The sequence below is a fragment of the Alteromonas sp. 4NH20-0056 genome (genome assembly GCF_057539655.1).
This window is the reverse complement of the sequence record NZ_BAAJLS010000002.1, coordinates 328,969-351,685: the sequence shown is the minus strand read 5'-3', so window position 1 is coordinate 351,685 and position 22,717 is coordinate 328,969. Positions and strand designations below refer to the sequence as shown.

General features: G+C 46.4%; 19 protein-coding genes. All 19 read left to right on the top strand.

The features are described 5' to 3' along the window. The first annotated feature begins 374 nt into the window (after positions 1 to 374). The 19 genes from mraZ (at position 375) to mutT (ending at position 22,696) form a co-directional block, all read left to right on the top strand. The gene (gene mraZ / locus AC27EZ_RS05090; RefSeq protein WP_487134283.1) at positions 375 to 833 is read left to right on the top strand and encodes a division/cell wall cluster transcriptional repressor MraZ; all 459 of its coding nucleotides are present in this window, start codon (positions 375 to 377) and stop codon (positions 831 to 833) included. After that, complete coding sequence (gene rsmH, locus AC27EZ_RS05085) at positions 830 to 1,771, top strand: 16S rRNA (cytosine(1402)-N(4))-methyltransferase RsmH (protein WP_487134282.1); 942 nt, start codon at positions 830 to 832, stop codon at positions 1,769 to 1,771. Before mraZ ends, rsmH begins: the two co-directional genes overlap by 4 nt. After that, the gene (gene ftsL / locus AC27EZ_RS05080) at positions 1,768 to 2,103 is read left to right on the top strand and encodes a cell division protein FtsL (protein ID WP_487134281.1); all 336 of its coding nucleotides are present in this window, start codon (positions 1,768 to 1,770) and stop codon (positions 2,101 to 2,103) included. Before rsmH ends, ftsL begins: the two co-directional genes overlap by 4 nt. After that, entirely contained in the window at positions 2,100 to 3,875 is a 1,776-nt protein-coding gene (locus AC27EZ_RS05075; RefSeq protein ID WP_487134280.1) for a peptidoglycan D,D-transpeptidase FtsI family protein, read from the top strand. The genes ftsL and AC27EZ_RS05075 overlap by 4 nt, the downstream gene beginning before the upstream one ends. Then, positions 3,865 to 5,409, top strand: a complete 1,545-nt coding sequence (locus tag AC27EZ_RS05070) for a UDP-N-acetylmuramoyl-L-alanyl-D-glutamate--2,6-diaminopimelate ligase (protein WP_487134279.1) — start codon at positions 3,865 to 3,867, stop codon at positions 5,407 to 5,409. Before AC27EZ_RS05075 ends, AC27EZ_RS05070 begins: the two co-directional genes overlap by 11 nt. Then, positions 5,406 to 6,809, top strand: coding sequence for a UDP-N-acetylmuramoyl-tripeptide--D-alanyl-D-alanine ligase (locus AC27EZ_RS05065; protein ID WP_487134278.1), 1,404 nt, complete (start codon positions 5,406 to 5,408; stop codon positions 6,807 to 6,809). The genes AC27EZ_RS05070 and AC27EZ_RS05065 overlap by 4 nt, the downstream gene beginning before the upstream one ends. Beyond that, positions 6,803 to 7,885 carry a phospho-N-acetylmuramoyl-pentapeptide-transferase gene (gene mraY, locus AC27EZ_RS05060; RefSeq protein WP_487134277.1) on the top strand — a complete coding sequence of 361 codons (1,083 nt, stop codon included), beginning with the start codon at positions 6,803 to 6,805 and terminating at the stop codon, positions 7,883 to 7,885. The genes AC27EZ_RS05065 and mraY overlap by 7 nt, the downstream gene beginning before the upstream one ends. Then, a complete protein-coding gene (murD, locus tag AC27EZ_RS05055; protein WP_487134276.1) occupies positions 7,885 to 9,201 on the top strand; it encodes a UDP-N-acetylmuramoyl-L-alanine--D-glutamate ligase in 1,317 nt (438 codons plus the stop codon). Before mraY ends, murD begins: the two co-directional genes overlap by 1 nt. Then, complete coding sequence (ftsW, locus tag AC27EZ_RS05050) at positions 9,198 to 10,541, top strand: cell division protein FtsW (RefSeq protein ID WP_487134275.1); 1,344 nt, start codon at positions 9,198 to 9,200, stop codon at positions 10,539 to 10,541. The genes murD and ftsW overlap by 4 nt, the downstream gene beginning before the upstream one ends. After that, on the top strand, positions 10,534 to 11,610 hold the full coding sequence (murG, locus tag AC27EZ_RS05045; RefSeq protein WP_487134274.1) for an undecaprenyldiphospho-muramoylpentapeptide beta-N-acetylglucosaminyltransferase: 1,077 nt from the start codon (positions 10,534 to 10,536) through the stop codon (positions 11,608 to 11,610). Before ftsW ends, murG begins: the two co-directional genes overlap by 8 nt. Next, positions 11,610 to 13,058, top strand: a complete 1,449-nt coding sequence (gene murC, locus AC27EZ_RS05040) for a UDP-N-acetylmuramate--L-alanine ligase (RefSeq protein WP_487134273.1) — start codon at positions 11,610 to 11,612, stop codon at positions 13,056 to 13,058. The genes murG and murC overlap by 1 nt, the downstream gene beginning before the upstream one ends. Then, positions 13,055 to 14,011, top strand: a complete 957-nt coding sequence (locus AC27EZ_RS05035) for a D-alanine--D-alanine ligase (RefSeq protein WP_487134272.1) — start codon at positions 13,055 to 13,057, stop codon at positions 14,009 to 14,011. The genes murC and AC27EZ_RS05035 overlap by 4 nt, the downstream gene beginning before the upstream one ends. Before the next feature lie 4 nt (positions 14,012 to 14,015). Beyond that, positions 14,016 to 14,771 carry a cell division protein FtsQ/DivIB gene (locus AC27EZ_RS05030; RefSeq protein WP_487134271.1) on the top strand — a complete coding sequence of 252 codons (756 nt, stop codon included), beginning with the start codon at positions 14,016 to 14,018 and terminating at the stop codon, positions 14,769 to 14,771. Positions 14,772 to 14,778: 7 nt separating this feature from the next. Then, positions 14,779 to 16,008: a cell division protein FtsA gene (ftsA, locus tag AC27EZ_RS05025; RefSeq protein ID WP_487134270.1), complete on the top strand. Its 1,230-nt coding sequence runs from the start codon at positions 14,779 to 14,781 to the stop codon at positions 16,006 to 16,008. Positions 16,009 to 16,108: 100 nt separating this feature from the next. Continuing rightward, positions 16,109 to 17,275, top strand: coding sequence for a cell division protein FtsZ (ftsZ, locus tag AC27EZ_RS05020; RefSeq protein WP_487134269.1), 1,167 nt, complete (start codon positions 16,109 to 16,111; stop codon positions 17,273 to 17,275). Between the two features lie 203 nt (positions 17,276 to 17,478). Then, entirely contained in the window at positions 17,479 to 18,390 is a 912-nt protein-coding gene (lpxC, locus tag AC27EZ_RS05015; protein ID WP_487134268.1) for a UDP-3-O-acyl-N-acetylglucosamine deacetylase, read from the top strand. A 193-nt stretch (positions 18,391 to 18,583) separates the two neighbouring features. Then, on the top strand, positions 18,584 to 19,462 hold the full coding sequence (locus AC27EZ_RS05010) for a peptidoglycan DD-metalloendopeptidase family protein (RefSeq protein WP_487134267.1): 879 nt from the start codon (positions 18,584 to 18,586) through the stop codon (positions 19,460 to 19,462). Positions 19,463 to 19,604: 142 nt separating this feature from the next. Further along, the gene (gene secA, locus AC27EZ_RS05005; RefSeq protein WP_487134266.1) at positions 19,605 to 22,313 is read left to right on the top strand and encodes a preprotein translocase subunit SecA; all 2,709 of its coding nucleotides are present in this window, start codon (positions 19,605 to 19,607) and stop codon (positions 22,311 to 22,313) included. Beyond that, complete coding sequence (gene mutT, locus AC27EZ_RS05000; protein ID WP_487134265.1) at positions 22,313 to 22,696, top strand: 8-oxo-dGTP diphosphatase MutT; 384 nt, start codon at positions 22,313 to 22,315, stop codon at positions 22,694 to 22,696. The genes secA and mutT overlap by 1 nt, the downstream gene beginning before the upstream one ends. Positions 22,697 to 22,717 lie beyond the last annotated feature (21 nt).

The following is a 22,717-nucleotide window of genomic DNA, read 5'->3' as shown; positions in this document are numbered from 1 at the left end:
GCGAAATAAACTGTGGAAAACCCCGTCTCGAGCGGGGTTTTTTATTATATGGCTAAGCGCCATTCTGCCGTTTCCTTGTAAGCGCATTCCCTTATATTTTTTTGTATCAGTATAATTAAATCCCTACTATTTTTACGCCTTTTTTCTATGCCTTATCAGCGACTTCCTTTTTTACCTGTATGTATAAACAGTTAAAGCCCAATAAATACGGGGGCTTCAGAGTACTTTTTCACTTGACAGTGGGGATCATTGGTACCTAAACTGTCAATCAGTGGGTAAATGTGGCGAATTGTGGATCAAGTCATCATCACTTTGCAGATTAGTACTCAAATAATAAGAAAACCAAGAGCACAAAATAAAAGAAGGCTAGGGGAATGTTCCGCGGCGCTAACGCAATCAATCTGGATACAAAAGGCAGACTGGCTATACCTACGAAGTATCGCCAATCGCTGCTGGATGATTGTAATGGACAGCTAGTCTGCACAGTCGATACACAACAAAGTTGTTTGCTACTTTACCCACTTCCCGAATGGGAAGAAATTGAGCTTAAGTTAATTAAGCTTTCAAGTATGGTACCTGCTGAACGCCGTATGCAGCGTTTGCTATTGGGCCATGCATCTGAAGGGGAAATGGATAAGAGTGGTCGCATTCTTATTCCAACACCACTTCGTCATCACGCTACACTCTCAAAAGAAGTCATGTTAGTGGGTCAACTCAATAAGTTTGAAATTTGGGATGCTGAGGTCTGGGCGTCACAAATTGAAATGGATATCGACACCGAACGCAAGGGTGAATTTGAATTGACTGAACGCTTACAGGATTTTTCGCTATGACGGATAACGCTACCTTTACACACATCTCTGTACTCCTAGAAGAGTGTATAGACGCACTTGCGATAAAACCTGATGGTATTTATATCGATGCAACATTCGGTCGTGGCGGCCATTCTGCGCGCATTTTAGAGGCGTTGGGAACTAGCGGCAAACTCATTGCGTTTGATAGAGATCCCCAAGCCATTAAAGCCGCGGAACGATTTGCCGCTGACGAGCGCTTTCAAATTATTCACTCGCCGTTTGGTGATATGGCTGAAGAAATCGAAAAACGTGGGCTTACCGGTAAAATTGATGGCGTGTTAATGGATTTGGGCGTGTCTTCACCCCAGCTCGATGACGCGGAACGTGGTTTTAGTTTTTTGCGTGACGGACCACTTGATATGCGTATGGATACCTCGAAAGGACAAAGTGCAGCCGATTGGCTTGCAAGTGCAGAAGAACAAGATATCACTCAAGTTATTAAAGAATTTGGTGAGGAAAAGTTTGGAAAGCGCATAGCCCATGCCATTGTTAATACGCGCGAAACAACACCCATAACGCGTACTGCCCAGTTAGCTGACATTATTGATAAAGCGGTACCGGTCAAAGATAAGTTTAAACATCCTGCAACACGTGCATTCCAAGGAATACGCATTTACATAAATGCAGAACTTGAACAGTTACGCGTTGGGCTTAAAGCGGCAACACAGGTACTAGCAAAAGAAGGGCGTCTTGCGGTTATCTCGTTCCATTCATTAGAAGACCGGTTAGTAAAACGTTTTATCAAAGAACAAAGTAAAGGAAAGGTCGTCCCGCACAACCTTCCGGTAACGCAGGCTGAAATCGATGCCGACAAAGTCTTAAAAGCATTAAGTCGGGCCATTAAACCTACTCAACAGGAGATCGCGAACAATGTTCGCTCCCGCAGTTCCGTATTGAGGGTTGCCGAAAAACTATGACGCAACAGACATCGAATGTAGCAGGGACCAACTTTAAGTTACTGCTTATTATTGTTTCAGATTTGACCCGCAACAAGTTGCGGGTTTTGTTGTATTTGATGGTTATTGTTACTGCCATGTCTGTCACCTTAAGTAGCCACCATAATCGCCAACAAGTTATTGCGCTTGAAGACCTCATGCAAGAAAAAGACGCGCTTGACGTGGAATGGCGAAACCTTGTTCTAGAGCAACGTGCGCTGACTGAACACAACCGTATTGAAAGCCTTGTTGAAAAACAATTGGGTATGTATCGACCCACTGCAGACGACGAAGTCGTGGTGAGGCTGAAATGACGAACACCACACCTAAGCGTAAAAGCAGCAAATCGGGCGCTAAACAGAATGTAACGCCAAGTTTAGTGCATTGGCGATTTGTCGTTGTGCTGCTTGTCGTGATTAGCGTGTTTGCTGCGTTGGCAGCACGTGCTGCTTTTATTCAGGTTATTGAGCCTGATGAGCTCATTCAGCAAGGTGACAGCAGAACCCTGCGTACTCGCAATATGCCCACTTATCGCGGGCTTATTACCGACCGAAATGGCGTTGAATTAGCCGTAAGTGTGCCGGTTAGGGCTATTTATGCCGACCCTAAAGTGATTCATGACAACAAAGGCTTTGAGCGGGTGCGCCGCTGGGAAGCGCTTGCAGATGTCTTAGGCCAAGATGTAGCGTCATTGCAAGAAAAGGTGTCTAACCCTAAACGCCGTTTTGTGTATCTTCAGCGCCAAGTGTCACCGGCTATGGCTGAATACGTAGATAAGTTAGATATCCCTGGTATTTACTTACGCAGAGAAAGTCGCCGCTATTACCCTACCGGTGAAGTTGCTGCACAACTTATTGGTGTAACCAATGTTGATGATGCAGGGGTGGATGGTTTAGAGCGTATGTACGATGATTGGCTAACGGGTACACCGGGTTCGCGCAAAATTCGCCGTGACGCCAAAGGTCGTCAAGTTGAGATCCTCGAAACCACATCGGGTGAGGATGCAGGCAATTTACAGTTAACTATCGACCAACGCATTCAGGCATTAGCATACAAAGAAATTAAAGAAGCCATGATTTATTATCAGGCAAGCTCGGTGTCGGCCATGGTAATCGACGTCAAAACCGGCGATGTATTGGCGATGGTGAACGCGCCTTCTTTTAACCCTAACGATCGTAGTGACATTTCGCCGCATAGAATGCGTAACCGCGTTATTACCGATGCATTTGAACCAGGCTCTTCGCTTAAGCCACTGGCGGTGCTGACGGCTCTTGAATTCGGTGATGTTAAGCCGCAAGACACCGTGAATACTTACCCAGGTTGGATGCGGTTAGGCGGAAGCTTGGTCAAAGACAGTCGAAACTATGGCGAGTTATCATTAGAAGAAATCATTCAGCATTCTAGCAATATGGGTACCTCCAAGCTTGCGCTCTCTGTTCCCAAGCAGTTCTTACTCGATACCTATTACAACATGGGGCTGATGAGTGATACCGGACTCAATATGGCTGGTGAAAGCAGCGGAATTTTTCACGAGCGAAGCCGTTGGTCTGAGTTTGAACTTGCGACGTTGTCGTTTGGTTATGGTATATCGGTTACCACTGCCCAGCTGGCAAGGCTTTACACCACGTTGGCAAATGGCGGCGTTAAGCAACCGCTAAATATCATAAAGTCACCTGAGCAAGCATCATGGCAAGGGCAATCTGAACGCGTTATTAGTGAGTCGAACGCAAAAGCGATTGTTGAAATGATGGAAAGTGTGACGCAGCGTGGCGGTACAGCAAGAAAAGCTGCTATCCCTGGGTATCGTGTTGCTGGCAAGACGGGAACGTCAAGAAAAGCCGTGGCCGGGGGCTATGGCGAAGAATATGTAAACATTTTTGCGGGTATTGCACCGGTTTCAGACCCTCGCCTTGTAACGGTTGTTCTTATCAATGAACCGGGTGGTGATTTGTATCATTCCGGTGATACTGCAGCTCCTGTGTTTTCATCAATAATGGGCGGGGCATTGCACTTACTGAATATTGCGCCAGATGATAAACAAGTAACCTCTGGTACCTGGTTGAAAGGAGGCGAAAGTGGTAGTTAGTGCATTTATTCAAAGCGCAAAAGTATTGCTTGCCAAGTTCGGGGTGGATGCCCCTGATATTCGTATAGAAGGTCTTACGCTAGATAGTCGTGAGGTTAATACCCGTTTAGCATTTGTCGCGGTAAAAGGGCACGAGCTCGATGGCCGAGAATTTATCCCTCAAGCAATCAGCCTTGGTGCGCGAGTCATACTGGCGCAAACTGAAGACAGCACGGCTCACGGCGCGATGGAAATGCGCGACCATTCGGTCATTATCAGTCTGTACGATTTGCCGAGTATGTTGTCTGGGTTGGCTGCGGCGTTCTACGATTATCCTGCGCAAAAAATGACAACGGTTGCCGTAACGGGAACAAACGGAAAAACGTCTACAGTTCAACTGGTTACTCAGTTAAAGGACGCTCTGGGGTATCGTAGTGCCAGTGTTGGTACACTGGGAAGTAGCGTTTATGAAGGTGAAAATACGCAGTGGAATGTTACTGCTGCAGCGAACACCACACCTGATGCAATTAGTCTCCAATACTTATTGGCAGACTTTGTGCAAAGCGAAGTGCGTCATTGTGCGTTTGAGGCGAGCTCTCACGCATTGGTGCAAGGGCGTCTAGGACAGGTGAAAACTGACATTGCTGTGTTTACAAACCTTACCCGCGATCACCTTGATTATCATGGCACCATGGAAGAGTACGCAAAAGCGAAGCGCCTTTTGCTTAATCAGCCTGGTTTACGCGCGATAGTGTTGAATGCAGACGACAGCGAAAGTAAGCAATGGGATCGCTACGCGCCATCTGATATTGGGCGAGTATGGGTAGGCACTGAAGAAGCTATACAGAATGAGTATTCACATAATACATCAGCACATCGCCATTGTTTTGCCACATCTATTTCATACCATGATGCAGGCTGCACATTCACATTGAACAGTTCATGGGGAACGGGCCCTGTTACGGTGCCGTTGTTCGGTCAGTTCAATGTTAGCAATGTGCTGTGTGCTATCGCCACCTTATTGGCAGAGAATGAACGTTTTGATGATGTAATGAATGTGGTTAATGCTATTACACCGGTACCTGGCCGCATGGAAGTATTTCCTATTCACGGTGCGGCTAATCTTGTGGTCGATTACGCCCATACGCCAGATGCTCTCGAGAAAGTACTTGATAGTGCTAGGGCGCATGCAGCTGGCAAAGTGTGGTGTGTATTTGGTTGCGGCGGTGACCGAGATAAAGGTAAACGCCCATTAATGGGAAGCGCAGCGCAGCGCGGCGCTGATTGGGCTGTGATTACTACAGACAATAGCCGAAGCGAAGCGCCAGGCGCCATTGCCAATGATATTGTTGCTGGGTTTAACGATACGAAAAACGTATTGATAGAACCGGATAGAGAAGCGGCTATACGGCTGTGTCTCGACAAGGCAGACGCAAATGACATTATCATCGTGGCCGGGAAAGGCCATGAGGACTATCAAATCATAGGTTCACAGAAAACTAATTATAATGAACGTGACGTTGTAGCGCGTCTACAACAGGAGTACAGCAAATGATAGAAACGACACTATCATGGGTCGCAAGCCAAATAAACGGTGTGCTTCATGGGCAGGACTGCAGCATAAATGCAGTCAGCACCGACACCAGAACAATTGAACAAGGCGCCATCTATCTTGCGCTTAAAGGGCCTAATTTCAACGGGCATCAATTTGTAGCTGCGGCTGAAGATGCAGGTGCTAAGGCAATTATTGCAAGCGAAGACGTCAATACGACGCTACCTGTTATTCAGGTTGAAGACACCAAGTTGGCGTTGGGTTTATTAGGGGCAGCAGTAAAGAAAGAGGTTGCCCCACGCACTATCGCTATTACCGGAAGCAGCGGTAAAACAACGGTAAAAGAGATGTGCGCCGCTATTTTGTCTCGTCGCGGTAATGTGTTGGCCACCAATGGCAATTTCAACAATGACATCGGCGTACCGTTAACGTTGCTTCGTCTTGAAAAGCAACATGACTATGCAGTGATGGAGCTAGGCGCTAACCATTTAGGTGAAATCGCCTATACCACTGATCTTGTTAAGCCTGACGTAGCGACCATTGTGAATGCCGCGGCCTCGCACCTAGAAGGGTTTGGTAGCCTATTGGGCGTCGCGAGAGCGAAAAGCGAAATATTCAAAGGGCTTCATGAAAACGGTGTTGCCATCGTTAATGCTGATAGCCAATTTGCCGACTTTTGGTTTGGTAAGCTCAAACGCAACCGTACGTTATCTTTTTCACCTGAGTCGAAAAGCCAAAGTGATTTTACTGCAAGTGATATCACGATTGGGTTAGATGGTTGTGCAGCCTTTCAACTTCACTGCCCAGAGGGCGAAGTGGCTATTCAGCTAACTATTCCTGGTATCCATAATGTAGGAAATGCGCTAGTGGCTGCAGCGCTTACATTACAAGTGGGTGCAAGTTTAGAAAATGTTCGTGATGGTTTGCTTACGATGAAGCAAGTCAGTGGCCGCTTAAATGTAAAAGTGTTAACTGAACAAGTGCGCTTGCTCGATGATACTTACAACGCGAATGTGGCTTCGGTAAATGCTGCTATTGATACGCTCAGTACGTTTTCTGGTATCAATGTGCTGGTATTAGGTGATATGAAAGAGCTTGGCGAAAAGGCCCGCTTTTATCACGAGCAAGTCGGTAATTATGCCAAGAGTAAAGGGATTCATTACCTTTACACCATGGGCGTGTTAAGCCAATCAGCTAGTGACGTATTTGGCACAGACGGCGGCCATTTTAGTGATGTCGACAGTGTAGTGCGTGCCATGGAAAACGACTTATTGTCTCGACAGCAAGATATTTCAATTTTAGTTAAAGGTTCGCGTAGTTCCAAAATGGAGCGCGTGGTAGAGGCAATTGAGGCCTCTGCGCTGGGAAAGCTTGATAGCCGTCGGGAGCGAATAGCATGTTAATGTGGCTGGCCGATTGGCTTACACAATATGATACTGGGTTTAATGTTTTTTCTTATTTAACCCTGCGGGCGATACTGAGCACATTGACTGCGTTGCTGATAGCCATTGTTATCGGGCCTAAAATGATCCGTTATTTACAGCGTATGCAGATTGGTCAAACCGTACGAGATGATGGCCCGCAAAGCCATTTATCGAAGTCGGGAACGCCGACAATGGGCGGGCTGTTAATTTTAGCCGCCATCGTCGTGAGTGGTTTGCTGTGGGCTGATCTGACTAACCGTTACGTGTTGGTCACGCTTACCGTTGTAGTGGCATACGGGATTATTGGGTTTGTTGACGATTACCGTAAGGTAATTAGAAAAGACGCAAAGGGGCTTATCGCACGCTGGAAGTATTTTTGGCAGTCTGTAATTGCATTAGGCGTTGCGTTTTACTTGTATAGCAGCGCCACATTAAGTGCTGAAACCTCACTTTTGGTTCCTTTTTTCAAAGAAGTCTTTCCTCAACTAGGCGTCTTCTTTGTGATCATTACGTACTTTACCATTGTAGGTACCAGCAATGCGGTTAACTTAACGGATGGGCTCGACGGTTTGGCCATTGTACCGACCATCCTCGTGGCCGGAGCATTTGCCATATTTGCGTATGTTACGGGTAACGCTAATTTTGCTGCATACCTAAATATTCCGCATATCCCGCTAACCAGTGAGTTAGTTATTGTATGCACGGCAATGGTGGGGGCAGGGCTTGGCTTTTTATGGTTTAACACCTATCCGGCGCAAGTATTTATGGGCGATGTGGGTTCACTTGCATTAGGCGGTACGCTGGGCGTTTTAGCCGTGCTTGTTCGACAAGAAATCGTACTTATCATTATGGGTGGGGTGTTTGTAATTGAAACACTTTCTGTCATTTTGCAGGTCGGTAGCTACAAACTACGCGGCCAGCGCATCTTCAGAATGGCGCCCATCCATCATCACTATGAATTAAAAGGCTGGCCAGAACCTCGCGTTATCGTAAGGTTTTGGATTATTTCTATCATTTTAGTCCTCGTCGGGCTTGCAACGCTGAAACTGAGATAATGAGTTATAACATTCGCACGCATTCGTATGTCGTAGGTGGCCTTGGCGTCACGGGGCAGGCATGCGTGCGTTTTTTACTTGATAACGGCGCATCGGTTAAGGCCTTCGATACGAGGGGGCTTAACCCTGCACAGCGCAGTGCAATGGCACTGCCTGTTGATATTGCGTCAAGCCCGCTTTCTACCCATTATTTTGATGGTGTTGATACCTTGATATTAAGTCCAGGCTTATCGCCAGACATTCCAGAAGCACAATTAGCTCGCCGTGCTGGTGTTGAGGTTATTGGCGACGTGGAATTGTTTGCACGAATTAACGATAAGCCCTGCGTTGGCATTACCGGGTCAAACGGTAAAACTACCGTTACCTTGTTGCTTACCCATATTTTGAATGCGTGTGGCGTTAAGGCTATCGAAGCCGGCAATGTGGGCCGTCCCGTTCTTGAAACACTCAACGCCAATGCTGATGTTGTAGTGTTAGAACTGTCGAGCTTCCAGTTAGAGACCACCTCGAGCCTTCATCTTCAAGGTGCGACTATCTTGAACCTGTCAGATGATCACTTAGACAGGCACGGTTCAATGGCCAATTATGCGAAAGCAAAACAACGTATTTTTATGCATTGCGATACGTCGGTTGTGTGGCGAGATGGCAATGTTGCGCCCACCAAAACGTTAGCCAGTAGCATAGAGTATGGGTTGACCGAGGCAGATAATGGTTTTGGTCTCACAGGCAGCCAAATAACGTTTAACGCAGATGCAGTTCTCAATACGCATGACATCACATTGGTAGGGACGCACAACATTTTAAATGTAATGGCGGCATTAGGCTTATGTCACGTACTAGGTGTAGATGTAAAGCAAGCAGCGTCAGCAGTAAGCACATTTGTTTCTGCGCCACATCGCTGTATAGAAATCGCGACGTGCAACGGCGTACGTTATATTGATGACTCTAAAGCGACCAATGTTGGTGCCACCATCGCAGCCATTGAGGGGCTGGCTCCAGTTGTAGCGGGCAGCATTATTCTTATTGCTGGTGGTGATGCAAAAGGGGCTGATTTAAGCGCCCTCGCACCGCAATTAGTTCAGCATGTGTCTGCGGTGATTGCGCTAGGAAAAGACCGAGACGCATTTGTACCGCTGCACCCTGCTACGCAACTTGTCTGTACAATGCATGAAGCAGTCAACGCAGCCAGTCGCATAGCGAAAGAGGGCGATGTTGTACTTCTTTCTCCAGCCTGCGCAAGTATTGATATGTTCTCAAACTACATACAGCGGGCTGACGTCTTCGCAAGTGCCGTGATGGAGGTCATTGCAGCATGACTACCGCCACAACTAAATTAAGTGAATTATTTGCTGCACGTTTTGACGGCGCTCAAAAGCAAACGCCTTACGACGTTGGCCTGATTGTTGTTGCTATTGCACTGATGAGTATTGGTATCATTATCGTCACGTCTGCGTCGATGCCGGTTGCTGACCGTCTTCATGACAACCCGTTTTATTTCGCCATCAGACACGGCATCTATATTGTTTGTGCACTTATTGCAGCCATGGTGGTGTTAGAACTGCCTATGCAATTTTGGCGTATGGCTAATCCCTATCTATTACTGGCTGCAATTGGTTTGCTTGTCACTGTGTTACTTATTGGGCGTACGGTCAACGGAAGTACCCGCTGGCTGGCCATTGGGCCTATTACGATTCAGGCTGCCGAGCCTGCCAAGCTTTTTTTCTTTGCCTATTTAGCGGGCTATTTAGTGCGCCGTTATGAAGAGGTGACTGAAAACTTAAAAGGGTTTATCAAACCACTTGGTGTGTTTTTTGTGTTGGCCATGTTGTTGCTGCTTCAACCTGACTTGGGAACGGTGGTTGTCATGTTTGCCACTACAATAGGGTTGTTGTTTTTAGCTGGCGCCAAACTTTGGCAATTCTTTGCATTGGTGTTCGCCGGTTTAATGGCTGTTGTGGCCCTTATTGTTTTCGAGGAATACCGTTTGAAGCGCGTTACCTCATTCCTTGACCCGTGGGCAGATCCATTCGGAGCCGGTTATCAGTTAACCCAATCGCTTATGGCCTATGGAAGAGGGAACTGGTTTGGTCAGGGCTTGGGCAATAGTCTACAAAAATTAGAATTTCTCCCTGAAGCTCACACCGACTTTGTCATGGCAATATTGGCTGAAGAACTTGGCTTTATTGGTGTATTGAGTGTGCTCGGTCTTATTTTGTGGATGGTTATTCGGGCGCTGCGGATTGGCAATAAAGCGCTTGAAAAAGGCAGGGCCTTTGATGGTTACTTGGCCTATAGCATTGGTATTTGGTTTAGCTTTCAAACTGCTGTCAATATTGGTGCCAGTGCGGGTATTTTACCTACCAAAGGGCTTACGCTTCCTCTGGTCAGTTATGGCGGTTCCTCGCTGATCATTATGAGCATCGCCGTAGCGATTTTGCTTCGTATTGATTTTGAACTTCGCGTTGATGGAGTTCAGGCGTTAGGGCGTAAAGATAAGCCGAAAAGCAAACGCCCAGCCATGCCCACAGAACACGTGGATGTCACCGAAAATACCCCAGCCCCTAAGATTGCCAAAGGTGATACTAAGGAAGACGAGGGCAAGGCGGGTATAAAAGCCATTCTCGCTCGCGTAGCGCAGGAGGCTGACAATGAGTAGAACCTGCCTCATTATGGCTGGTGGAACGGGCGGCCATGTTTTCCCTGGTCTTGCGGTTGCCCAAGCGTTGAAAAACGAAGGGTGGGCAATTCACTGGTTAGGTACGGCTGAACGTATGGAAGCGGATGTGGTACCTGCACATGATATCCCCATTCATTTTATACCCGTTAAAGGGATAAGAGGAAAGGGCTTCTCAGCGAAGCTGGCCGGGGTTGTCGCATTGGCCAAAAGCATGTTCTCTGCGCGTCGAATTATTAAACGTATCAACCCAGATATTGTGATTGGATTTGGTGGTTATGCCAGTGGGCCTGGCGGTGTGGCGGCGCGAACTCTGGGAATCCCTTTGATTGTGCATGAACAAAATGCAGCCGCAGGCATGACCAATAGACTGCTAGGGAAGATCGCTCAGCGTATTTTACTTGGTTTCGAAGACGCGAAAACCCAGTTTAGCCGCAATGTAGACAATGTTTACACGGTAGGAAACCCAGTTCGAGAAGCAATTTCGAGTATAAATAGCCCTACATCTAAACGTGGTACGTCTTTACACATGCTTGTTGTAGGCGGAAGTCTAGGTGCGAAGGTGTTAAATGACACCGTCCCATTGCTTTGTAGCGAATTTGACGGCCTATCGATTAAGCATCAATGTGGTAAGGGCAATAGCAAAGACGTAAAAGCCGCATACGCTGATGCGCGAGGCGATGTTGAGGTTAGCGACTTTATTGATGATATGGCGGCCGCTTATGCATGGGCAGACTTTGTTGTCTGTCGCGCTGGCGCATTGACGGTTGCAGAAGTCGCCGCCGCCGGACGTGCGGCGATATTTGTGCCCTTGCCTCACGCTGTTGATGACCACCAGACAAAAAATGCATTGTCATTAGTAAAACACGATGCAGCAATATTGATTGCGCAATCGTCATTAAAAGAGAATTTAGGGCAAGCAGTCAGGCATTGGCTAACCTCGCCAGAAGACTGCTTCAAGATGGGAACGTTGGCACAAAAATATGCCGCTCTCAATGCCACAGAACAAGTAGTACGTCACTGTAAATCAGTGCTAGGAGAAGGGGAGTAATGGTGTTTAAAACCCCATTTGAAAGCCCGCAAATGCGACGGGTAAGTAATATATTTTTTATTGGTATCGGTGGCGCCGGTATGGGCGGTATTGCCGAAGTACTGCTGAACGAAGGCTATCGTATTTCAGGCTCTGACATTCAAGCTGGTGCAATGACTAAGCGTTTAAGTGACTTGGGCGTGAACGTGAAAATAGGGCATAAATCAGAGAACGTCGATGGAATGGACGTCGTGGTAGTGTCCAGCGCTATCAATGAAGCTAACCCCGAAATTATTACCGCAAGAGAGCGCCGAATTCCTATCATTCGGCGAGCAGAAATGCTTGCTGAGCTTATGCGATTTAGGCATGGAATTGCGGTTGCCGGTACGCATGGTAAGACAACCACGACAAGTTTAATTTCTACTATTTTTGCAGAGGCGCAATACGACCCTACGTTTGTTATCGGTGGCTTACTTAATAGTGCGGGTACCAACGCGCGATTGGGCAAAAGTCGCTATCTTATCGCTGAAGCAGATGAAAGCGATGCCTCCTTTCTTCACTTACAGCCCATGGTTTCGGTTGTGACAAATATTGAAGCAGACCATATGACCACCTATGGCGGTGACTTTTCGAAAGTAAAAGACACGTTTGTTGAGTTTTTAACAAACCTGCCTTTTTATGGGCAAGCGATAGTTTGTGGTGATGATGCCAATATTCAAGAAATTCGCCCTCGTATTGGGCGAAATATTGTCACATACGGTTTTGAAGCGCATAACGATGTTCGCGCTGAAAATGTGCGTTTGTCTTACGGGAAGGCGCATTTTACAGCACTTCGTCCTAACAACGCCCCACTAAATATTACACTTAACCTTACCGGTAATCACAACGTGTTAAATGCACTTGCGGCTATCGCGGTAGCAACCGATGAAGGTATTGATGATGAGGCCATTGTCAATGCATTGGCTAACTTTGGCGGAATAGGTCGTCGATTTGAGCTGCTGGGTAACTTTACCACTGAAAAAGGCGATGTGTGTTTAGTCGATGACTATGGTCACCACCCAACCGAGGTGCGCGCGACAATAAGCGCTGCAAGAGCCAACTGGCCAGACAAACGTCTCGTCATGGTTTATCAGCCACATCGGTATTCTCGTACGCGGGATCTTTACGAAGATTTCGTAGAGGTGTTATCCAGTGTAGATACGCTGCTATTACTCGATGTCTATGCTGCAAGTGAACAGCCCATCGAAGGTGCTGATAGTAAATCGCTGTGTCGTTCAATACGACAGCGTGGTGCCATTGAACCCATATACGTTGGTGCAAGCGAGGCGTTGCCTAAGATTTTAGCCAATGTCTTGCAAGACGGCGATGTTGTGATGACGCAAGGGGCAGGTAATATCGGTGCCCTTGCAAAGCAACTAGCAGCAACCGAACTAGACCCCTCTCGTTTACAGCAGGAGGGAGATGCATGATGCACGTAAAACACCATGGCCCTCAAGAGTACGGGAAGGTGGCTGTGTTACTTGGCGGCGATTCTGCAGAACGAGAGGTATCGCTCAACTCAGGTACAGCGGTGCTCAATGCACTGCTTAGGCAAGGTGTAGATGCCATTGCGTTTGATCCCGCGGAGCAACCTCTTACCGAATTGATTGCTTTGAAAGTAGACCGAGTCATTATCATGCTGCACGGCCGTGGTGGCGAAGATGGGTCGATGCAAGGCGCATTACAACTGTTAAAAATTCCGTATACAGGGAGCGAAGTTTTAGGTTCTGCGCTAGCAATGGATAAAATTCATACTAAGCAAATATGGCAAAGTTTAGGTCTGCCTACTGCAAAATATGAAATTGCTGACAAAAGGCACTTTGAAGCTGGTAAGTGCAGCGCTATAATGGAAAAATTGGGTAACGAGGTCATGGTAAAACCGGCCAGAGAAGGGTCGAGCATCGGCATGGCGCGAGTGACAAGCGCGAGTGAACTGAATACTGCCATTCAGGACGCGTTTAATTACGATAACCAAGTTTTGTTAGAGCAGTATATTGATGGTCCAGAATATACTGTTTCCGTGTTACAAGGGCAGGCGCTACCGTCAATTCGAATGTCTACGCCACATACGTTCTACGATTACGCAGCAAAGTACCAAGATAATACGACGGAATATTATTGCCCTAGTGGTTTGTGCGAAGAGCAGGAGTCACAGCTGGCTACTCTCGCATCAAGAGCCTTTGACGCGATTTCGGGCAGTGGGTGGGGGCGCATAGATGTTATGCAGGACAGTAAACGACAGTTTTATTTGCTAGAGGCTAATACGGTTCCTGGTATGACTGAAAAAAGTTTGGTACCAAAAGCGGCCAAAGTCGCCGGTTTGTCATTTGATGAATTAGTGTTAGCCATATTGTCTACCAGCATGAAAAGCGAGCGTGATTAATAGTATGACGCACTCGGTAGAAACAGCGTCGACAAAGAGCAAACGTGCATTATGGGGCGGTATCGCTTTCTTAATCGTTGTGCTTGCGTCGCTTGTCTTTGCTGGGATAAAAGCAAGCCATTACATGCAGGATGAACAGCAAGTCCCGGTTCAAGTCATTGATTTTTCGGGTGACTATCGCTACATCAATGTGGGCAAGTTAGAGCGATTAATCAGGCAAGCTCAGCCAGGCAGTTTTTTTGCATTGGATGTTAACGAAGTGTTTGAGCTTGTTGAAGCGCAGCCTTGGGTATATCGCGCATCGGTAAGAAAGAAGTGGCCGAATACGTTAAAGATTTATCTGGTTGAACAACAACCCGTTGCACGTTGGAATGAAGATTTATTGTTAAATCCTTATGGCGATACCTTTGATGACGAAGGTCAAAACGTATCATTACCAAACTTGTTTGGGCCTGGTGGAAGTGAAAAAACTGCGTTGGAAGGTTACAACGCCATGCATGCGTTGATATCGACCACTGAGATGACAATTGATGAGTTGTCGCTAAGTGAACGATTTGCGTGGCAGGTGCAGCTGACCAATGGGATTAAGTTAAATTTAGGGCGCCAAGAATTTATTGATAGATTGCAACGGTTTATTGATATATACCCGTTGTTGGCGCAACAAGAAAGGTCAGTGAAATATATTGACCTTCGCTATGACACAGGCGTTGCCGTAGGTTGGAAAGACAGCGACGGCAACCCGAAGAATAAAGAGAGTTAAGGAAACCATGTCAAAACCAGCCGAACGCAATTTAATTGTTGGCTTAGATATCGGCACCAGCCAAGTAAAGGCTGTTGTGGGCGAATTATTAGATGATGATCAGATCAGCATTGTTGGCGTGGGCACGCATGCTGCGAAAGGCATGGATAAAGGTGGCGTTAACGATCTGAATTTAGTGGTTAAATCGGTACAACGTGCGGTAAACGAGATGGAGTTAATGGCAGATTGCCGTGTTTCTTCAGTTTTCATGTCTATCTCAGGACGTCATGTGAAGTGCCAAAACGAAAATGGTATGGTGCCCATTAATAACCAAGAAGTGACGCAGGAAGACGTTGATAATGTGATACATGCTGCCCGCAGCGTGCCTATTGCAGCAGAACGAAGACTGCTCCACGTATTGCCACAAGAATTCACCATCGACGTACAAGAGGGGATTAAAAACCCGATTGGAATGTCTGGAGTGCGTATGGAAGCAGACGCGCACATCATCACTTGTGCAGATGATATGGCAAAAAATTTGGTCAAGTGTGTTGAGCGTTGTGAACTAAATGCCGATCAACTTATCTTCTCAGCATTGGCGTCTAGTTATGCCGTGTTGACCGATGATGAAAAAGAATTGGGTGTTTGCGTCGTAGATATCGGCGGCGGCACTATGGATATGGTAATCTACACCGATGGCGCAATTAGACATACTGCGGTTATTCCTGTTGCTGGGAATCAAATAACCAGTGATATTGCTAAAATATTTCGCACGCCAATCAGCAATGCTGAAGAAATTAAGGTCAACTATGCCTGCGCACTGAAAGATATGGTGAGCATGGAAGACAGTATTGAAGTACCCAGTGTGGGGGGGCGACCTGCTCGTATTATGTCGCGCCACACGCTTGCAGAGGTGATTGAACCTCGCTATCAAGAGCTTTTTGAACTGGTTCATGATGAGATTCGTGCCAGTGGTTTGGAAGAGCAAATTGCCGCGGGCCTAGTGCTTACTGGCGGTACGGCCAAAATGGAAGGCGCGGTTGAATTTGCAGAGGAAATCTTTCAAATGCCCGTAAGAGTGGGGAACCCCATTAACGTAAAAGGGTTATCTGAATACGTTGATGATGCTGGGTTTGCTACTGTCGTTGGGCTTTTGCAATACGGTAAAGTGCAATCTGATAATAAGAAGTCCAGTACGCCGAAAAACGGTGAGAGTTTATTTCATCGTGTGCAAAGCTGGTTTAAAGGTGAATTTTAAATTTTAGGGGCGCTGTCGCGACGGCATAACGATGAGCAGGAAGCGACATCGTAGCGTATGACATAGCGACGTGTTGAAGACGTACAACCGGAGAGTAAGTATGTTCGAATTAATGGATAGTCACGGCGAAGAAGCCGTAATAAAAGTCATCGGCGTTGGCGGTGGCGGTGGTAATGCTATTGAGCACATGGTGTCTCACAGTATTGAAGGCGTAGAGTTTATTGCGGTCAACACCGACGCACAGGTACTGCGTAGTTCAAGTGCTGATGTTACCCTTCAAATTGGCTCAAGTGTAACTAAAGGGTTAGGTGCAGGCGCAGATCCAAATATTGGTCGTGAAGCTGCACAGGAAGACCGCGAAACCATCCGTCAGGCACTTGAGGGTGCTGATATGGTGTTTATTACTGCCGGTATGGGCGGTGGTACAGGGACAGGCGCGGCGCCTGAAGTTGCCAAAATTGCACGTGAGATGGGTATTCTTACTGTCGCTGTTGTGACTAAGCCTTTCCCGTTTGAAGGGAAGAAACGCACGTCGTTTGCAGAGCAAGGTACAGTTGAATTGGCAAACAATGTTGATTCACTCATTACTATCCCTAATGAAAAATTACTAAAAGTAATGGGTCCAGGTACGCCATTGTTGCAAGCATTTAGCGCGGCAAATGATGTACTTCGCGGAGCAGTCCAAGGTATTGCCGAACTGATTACACGTCCAGGTCTTATCAACGTGGATTTTGCTGACGTACGAACCGTAATGTCAGAAATGGGTAAAGCAATGATGGGCAGCGGCGCAGCAAGTGGTCCAGACCGCGCTGAAGAAGCATCAGAAGCAGCTATCGCAAGTCCATTGCTTGAAGATATTGATTTGTCAGGTGCTCGTGGAATTCTAGTGAATATCACAGCAGGTCCTGATTTTGCCATTGACGAGTTTGAAACCGTTGGTAACGCAGTGAAAGCGTTTGCGTCTGAGAACGCCACCGTTGTTGTCGGTACGGTTATCGATATGGAAATGACTGATGAGCTTCGCGTTACTGTCGTTGCTACTGGTATCGGTGCAGAGCGCAAGCCCGATATTTCACTGGTTAGCACAGAAGGTTCACGTTTGACGACGCCAGCGAAAGAGTATGGTAGCAGCGTTGCTTCTGAATCACGTGCTTCGGTAGGTGGAACAGAAGGCAATCAAGCACTTAAAGCTGAGGACGATGCTCAGCCCGGAAATGACTTAGAATATTTAGATATTCCAGCGTTTCTGCGCAAACAAGCTGACTAACCATTCAGTCTAGAAATAGATTGAATTTTTAAGGTTTATTGTTGTCTGTAAGTAACGGTAAATTATTAAAAAGAATAGAATACGCAGTGAAAATTGTGTGTTTTTAGATCAGTTTTGCGTTCGAAATTGCGTGTTTTTTGACAAGTAAGTGATAACTCACTATAATACGCGACCGCTTTTTTGATAGGTAAAAGCATAAGCATATGATTAGACAACGTACTATTAAGCAGCCGGTACAAGAAACCGGAATTGGGCTTCATAAAGGGGAAAAGGTCACAATGACTCTCCGGCCTGCGCCTGCAAACACGGGTATCGTGTTTAGGCGTGTTGACCTTGAACCTCATGTTGATATTCCATCGCGCGCAAACGCGGTGGGTAATACCATGCTGTGTACGTGTTTAAATAATGAAGATGGCGTGACCATTCAAACGGTTGAACATCTTGCTTCAGCGCTAGCGGGTTTGGGGATCGATAACATTATTGTCGAAGTGGACAGTAATGAGCTTCCTATCATGGACGGAAGTGCAAGCCCTTTCGTATTCCTATTGCAATCCGCTGGCATTGAAGAACTTAATGCACCAAAGCAATTTATTCGCATCAAGAAACCTGTTCGCGTAGAAGAAGACGATAAGTGGGCCGAATTGGTTCCTTATAACGGTTTCAGAGTAGATTTTCAGATTGACTTCGATCATCCAGTGATTAGTCAAACGCGCCAGCATATGACGATGGATTTTGATTCGTGCTCGTACGTTAACGAAGTTAGTCGTGCGCGTACGTTTGGTTTCATGCGCGACTTAGAATACATGAACGCGAATAATCTTGCTTTAGGCGGTAGCATGGAAAATGCTGTTGCGCTCGATGAGTTTCGCGTACTTAACCCTGAAGGGTTACGTTATGACGATGAGTTCTTAAAGCATAAAATCCTAGACGCAATCGGTGATTTGTACCTAGGTGGGCATAGTCTTATCGGTGAGCTGCGAGCCTACAAAACAGGCCACGGTTTAAATAACAAATTATTAAATGCGTTGTTAGCGCAAAAAGAGTGTTGGGAATTCGTGACTTACGAGTCTCAAGAAGCCGCGCCAATTCGTTATGCTATGCCAGCGCTGGCTTAAAAATTAAAAACCGCCTACTTGGCGGTTTTTTTACAGGTAGCATTTAGTGCTATAAATGATAAAGTAAGCATCAGTAACCTTAATTCATCGCAGATAAACTTCGTTATTACCCCATTATAGGCTAACGATACTCGACCGTTGTGCAGCTTGCGCTGGGTCGGCCATGCGAATGAACAAATTTCTTAGTTGTGGTATGAAATTAACAATAACATTAACAGGCAAGAATAGACGCTATAAACACAGTATAAGCGTGCGCACATTGGTGAGCGCGACTGTGTTATCGTCTATTTTTATGCTGGTTTCAAGTCGTTCGACTGAATCAGTGTCTGAAGATGTGTCACGTGTGCGTCTCGCGCAATCTGAAATTAACGAGACGCAAACCGATGTAAAAGCCCTAAAACATCAAACCACAATTAAATTAAATGCATTGCTTTCCCATATTGCAAGCTTGTCTGCTAAGGCAACACTGCTTGATGAAAAGGGTAAGCAAATAGCGTCTGAACTTGGTATGACTGCGACTGACCTGGACGCATTCGTACCTGTTTCGATTCCGGACAACGTCCACGATGACCCCATACTTAAAGAGATTGCGCAACTTGAAGCGTCTCTTGATATTAAGTCTCAACAACTTTCTATGCTTGAAAGTTTAGTGCGGGGTCACCATATCCACGAACAGAGCCAATTATCTGGTCGTCCGATAGAGTCAGGATGGTTGTCGTCTTATTATGGTATGCGGGCCGATCCGTTTACTGGTGAACCTGCCATGCACAAAGGCTTGGATTTCGCTGGTAAAGCAGGAGAGAACGTTGTCGCTACTGCTGCGGGTATTATTACTTGGGCTGGCGAGCGTTATGGTTATGGCCAGCTGATTGAAATTGAGCATGGAGATGGTTTTGTGACCCGATATGGGCACAATGATAATCTTCTTGTATCCATCGGTGACGTTGTTACGAAAGGACAAGCGGTTGCCAAAATGGGCAACACTGGTCGCTCGACCGGTGCTCATGTTCACTACGAAGTAATAAGAAACGGTAAGCAAATCGATCCTCTACCTTACGTTTATAAAAAATAGCGTTGGTAGCAGCCAGGTAAGTAAACGTGTGTTTACGCAACTAATATCGCTTGGTACGCCTTAAAAAGGCGCGCCTTTTACGTTTTAATATAGCTGTGGCTATCAGCACAGCGCCTCGACAAGTAGTGGAATATACAAGCTAATGTTTTCAAGCATCCTTAGAAAAGTATTCGGTAGCCGAAATGACCGTCTATTAAAAAAATTACAAAAAAATGTAGATGCCATCAATGCACTGGAAGCAGAGTACGAAAAGCTTTCTGATGAGGCGCTAAAAGCTAAAACTGAAGAATTTAAAGCGCGGATTGAAAAAGGGGAAACCCTCGATGATCTGCTTACTGAGGCTTTTGCCACAGTAAGAGAGGCCAGTAAGCGTGTATACGGCATGCGTCATTTTGATGTGCAAATGCTCGGTGGCCAAGTTTTACACCAAGGCAAAATTTCTGAAATGCGCACGGGTGAAGGTAAAACGTTAACTGCCACACTTCCTACGTACCTAAATGCATTGTCGGGTAAGGGCGTGCATGTGGTAACGGTTAACGATTACCTTGCTCGTCGTGACGCCGAGTGGAGTAATCAGCTTTTCTCTTTTCTCGGTATGCGCGTTGGATGTAACGTTCCTGGGTTGTCTTCAGAGCAAAAGCGTGATGCTTATCAGGCTGACGTTACGTATGGCACGAATAACGAATTCGGTTTTGATTATCTACGCGATAACATGGCATTCAGCCCTCAAGATCGCGTTCAACGCGAGCTTAATTACGCGGTTGTGGATGAAGTTGACTCGATTCTTATCGATGAGGCGCGTACACCGCTTATCATCTCTGGGCAAGCTGAAGACAGCTCTGAACTCTACCGCCGCATTAATACCATTATTCCTAAACTTATCCAGCAAGAAAAAGAAGATGAAGAAGGGCAAGAGGGAGATGGTGACTACACTATCGACCTTAAAGCTAAGCAAATTCATCTTACCGAGCGCGGGCAACTTCATGTAGAAGAAATTCTGCAAGAAGCCGGCGTGCTACCTGAGGGTGAGTCGCTATTCGCCGCAGGCAATATCTCGCTCTTGCACCACATTAATGCCGCGTTGCGCGCACATAAATTGTTTGCTCGAGATGTTGATTATATTGTTAAAGAAGATCAGATTGTTATTGTTGATGAACATACTGGTCGTACAATGGAAGGGCGTCGTTGGTCTGAAGGCTTACATCAAGCCGTAGAAGCAAAAGAAGGGGTTCGTATTCAAAACGAAAACCAAACACTTGCCTCTATCACGTTCCAGAATTACTTCCGCTTGTTTAATAAGCTTGCGGGCATGACGGGTACTGCAGATACAGAAGCGTTTGAATTCCAACACATATACGGTCTAGAAACTGTTGTTATTCCTACTAATAGACCGATGCAACGTAAAGATCACGCCGACCTTATCTACTTAACGGCGGAAGAGAAATACGAAGCCATTGTCGACGATATAAAAGCGTGCGTTAAGCGCGGCCAACCGACACTTGTGGGTACGGTATCTATCGAAAACTCTGAGCTTATTTCTCGTATTCTTAAGAAAGAGAAAATCCCTCATAAAGTACTTAATGCGAAATTCCATGAGCATGAAGCCGACATCGTAGCCCAAGCGGGTAAAGCCGGCGCCGTAACTATTGCTACCAACATGGCAGGACGCGGCACGGATATCGTGCTGGGAGGAAACTGGCAGGCTGAACTTGAAAAAATTGAGAATCCTACACAGGCTCAAATCGATAAAGTTAAAGCGCAGTGGAAGGAGAGTCATGACAACGTATTAGCATCAGGCGGCTTGCATATTATTGGTACTGAACGTCACGAATCACGTCGTATTGATAATCAGCTGCGTGGCCGCTCTGGCCGTCAAGGCGACCCGGGTTCAAGCCGTTTCTATCTATCATTAGATGACGCGCTAATGCGCATATTTGCCTCAGAAAAAATGGGCAATATGATGAAACGTTTGGGTATGGAGCGAGGCGAGGCAATTGAACATCCGTGGGTATCACGGGCTATCGAGAACGCTCAGCGTAAGGTAGAAGGGCGTAACTTCGATATTCGTAAACAATTGCTAGAATATGATGACGTTGCAAACGATCAACGTAAAGTAATTTACGAACAGCGTAATGAACTGCTTGATGAGGGTGATATTAGCGAAACCATTGCTGCAATACGTGAAGATGTTGTAAGCAGTGTTGTCGACGAATATATCCCACCTCAATCGCTGGAAGAAATGTGGGACGTGAATGGCCTAGAAGAGCGCTTAAAAGCAGACTTTGCTGTCGCGCTTCCTTTAAAAACTTGGCTTGAAAACGATGATAAGCTTTATGAAGAGAAGCTTAGAGAACGCATTCTTAATGAAATTATTGCGGCCTACAAAGCGAAAGAATCTGTGGTGGGTGAGCAGGTTATCCGTCAGTTCGAGAAAGCAGTAATGCTTCAGAACTTAGACAGCCACTGGAAAGAACATTTGGCTGCGATGGATCACTTACGACAAGGTATTCACCTTCGTGGGTATGCCCAGAAAAACCCTAAGCAAGAATACAAGCGTGAGTCATTCGCGTTGTTTTCACAAATGCTTGAGGCCTTGAAGGTTGAAGTTATTACTATTCTTGCTCGTGTGAAAGTACAGGCTGAAGAGGATGTTGAAAAAGTAGAAGAGCAACGTCGCCAAGCCGATGACGTACCAAAGAACTTTAAGCATGAAGAAACGACCGCAACACCAGAAGCGGCTAGCGATAAGGTACGTTCGGAAGTACGCAATGGCCCGAAGGTAGGTCGTAATGACCCATGCCCGTGTGGTTCTGGTAAGAAATACAAGCAGTGCCACGGTAAGCTTAGCTAATGAAGGTGGTTCACGTAGCGGTGGGTGTTGTCTGCCGTGATGAACGTATCTTTGTCACTCTTCGCCCCGATGATGTTCATCAGGGCGGTTTGTGGGAATTCCCCGGCGGAAAGGTCGAGGCGAATGAAACTGTTCAAGAAGCACTGTCGAGAGAGTTGTTTGAAGAAATAGGGATAGAGGTTCGCGAGAGCACCCCGCTTACGGTTATTACCCATGACTACGGCGATAAGGTGGTAAAACTCGATGTTCACAACGTGACATCGTTTTCCGGCGAGCCGCATGGTAAAGAAGGGCAAGCCCACGAGTGGGTGGAAAAGACCGCTCTAGACCCCGATAGGTTTCCAGTAGCAAATGTCGCGATTATTGACGCGCTACTTGCTTAACATAAGCTACAACGATTAGAA

Coding starts and splice junctions, on each gene's coding strand:
- mraZ (WP_487134283.1), top strand. CDS start 375: ATGTTCCGCGGCGCTAACGCAATCAATCTGGATACAAAAGGCAGACTG.
- rsmH (WP_487134282.1), top strand. CDS start 830: ATGACGGATAACGCTACCTTTACACACATCTCTGTACTCCTAGAAGAG.
- ftsL (WP_487134281.1), top strand. CDS start 1,768: ATGACGCAACAGACATCGAATGTAGCAGGGACCAACTTTAAGTTACTG.
- AC27EZ_RS05075 (WP_487134280.1), top strand. CDS start 2,100: ATGACGAACACCACACCTAAGCGTAAAAGCAGCAAATCGGGCGCTAAA.
- AC27EZ_RS05065 (WP_487134278.1), top strand. CDS start 5,406: ATGATAGAAACGACACTATCATGGGTCGCAAGCCAAATAAACGGTGTG.
- mraY (WP_487134277.1), top strand. CDS start 6,803: ATGTTAATGTGGCTGGCCGATTGGCTTACACAATATGATACTGGGTTT.
- murD (WP_487134276.1), top strand. CDS start 7,885: ATGAGTTATAACATTCGCACGCATTCGTATGTCGTAGGTGGCCTTGGC.
- ftsW (WP_487134275.1), top strand. CDS start 9,198: ATGACTACCGCCACAACTAAATTAAGTGAATTATTTGCTGCACGTTTT.
- murG (WP_487134274.1), top strand. CDS start 10,534: ATGAGTAGAACCTGCCTCATTATGGCTGGTGGAACGGGCGGCCATGTT.
- murC (WP_487134273.1), top strand. CDS start 11,610: ATGGTGTTTAAAACCCCATTTGAAAGCCCGCAAATGCGACGGGTAAGT.
- AC27EZ_RS05035 (WP_487134272.1), top strand. CDS start 13,055: ATGATGCACGTAAAACACCATGGCCCTCAAGAGTACGGGAAGGTGGCT.
- AC27EZ_RS05030 (WP_487134271.1), top strand. CDS start 14,016: ATGACGCACTCGGTAGAAACAGCGTCGACAAAGAGCAAACGTGCATTA.
- ftsA (WP_487134270.1), top strand. CDS start 14,779: ATGTCAAAACCAGCCGAACGCAATTTAATTGTTGGCTTAGATATCGGC.
- ftsZ (WP_487134269.1), top strand. CDS start 16,109: ATGTTCGAATTAATGGATAGTCACGGCGAAGAAGCCGTAATAAAAGTC.
- lpxC (WP_487134268.1), top strand. CDS start 17,479: ATGATTAGACAACGTACTATTAAGCAGCCGGTACAAGAAACCGGAATT.
- AC27EZ_RS05010 (WP_487134267.1), top strand. CDS start 18,584: ATGAAATTAACAATAACATTAACAGGCAAGAATAGACGCTATAAACAC.
- secA (WP_487134266.1), top strand. CDS start 19,605: ATGTTTTCAAGCATCCTTAGAAAAGTATTCGGTAGCCGAAATGACCGT.
- mutT (WP_487134265.1), top strand. CDS start 22,313: ATGAAGGTGGTTCACGTAGCGGTGGGTGTTGTCTGCCGTGATGAACGT.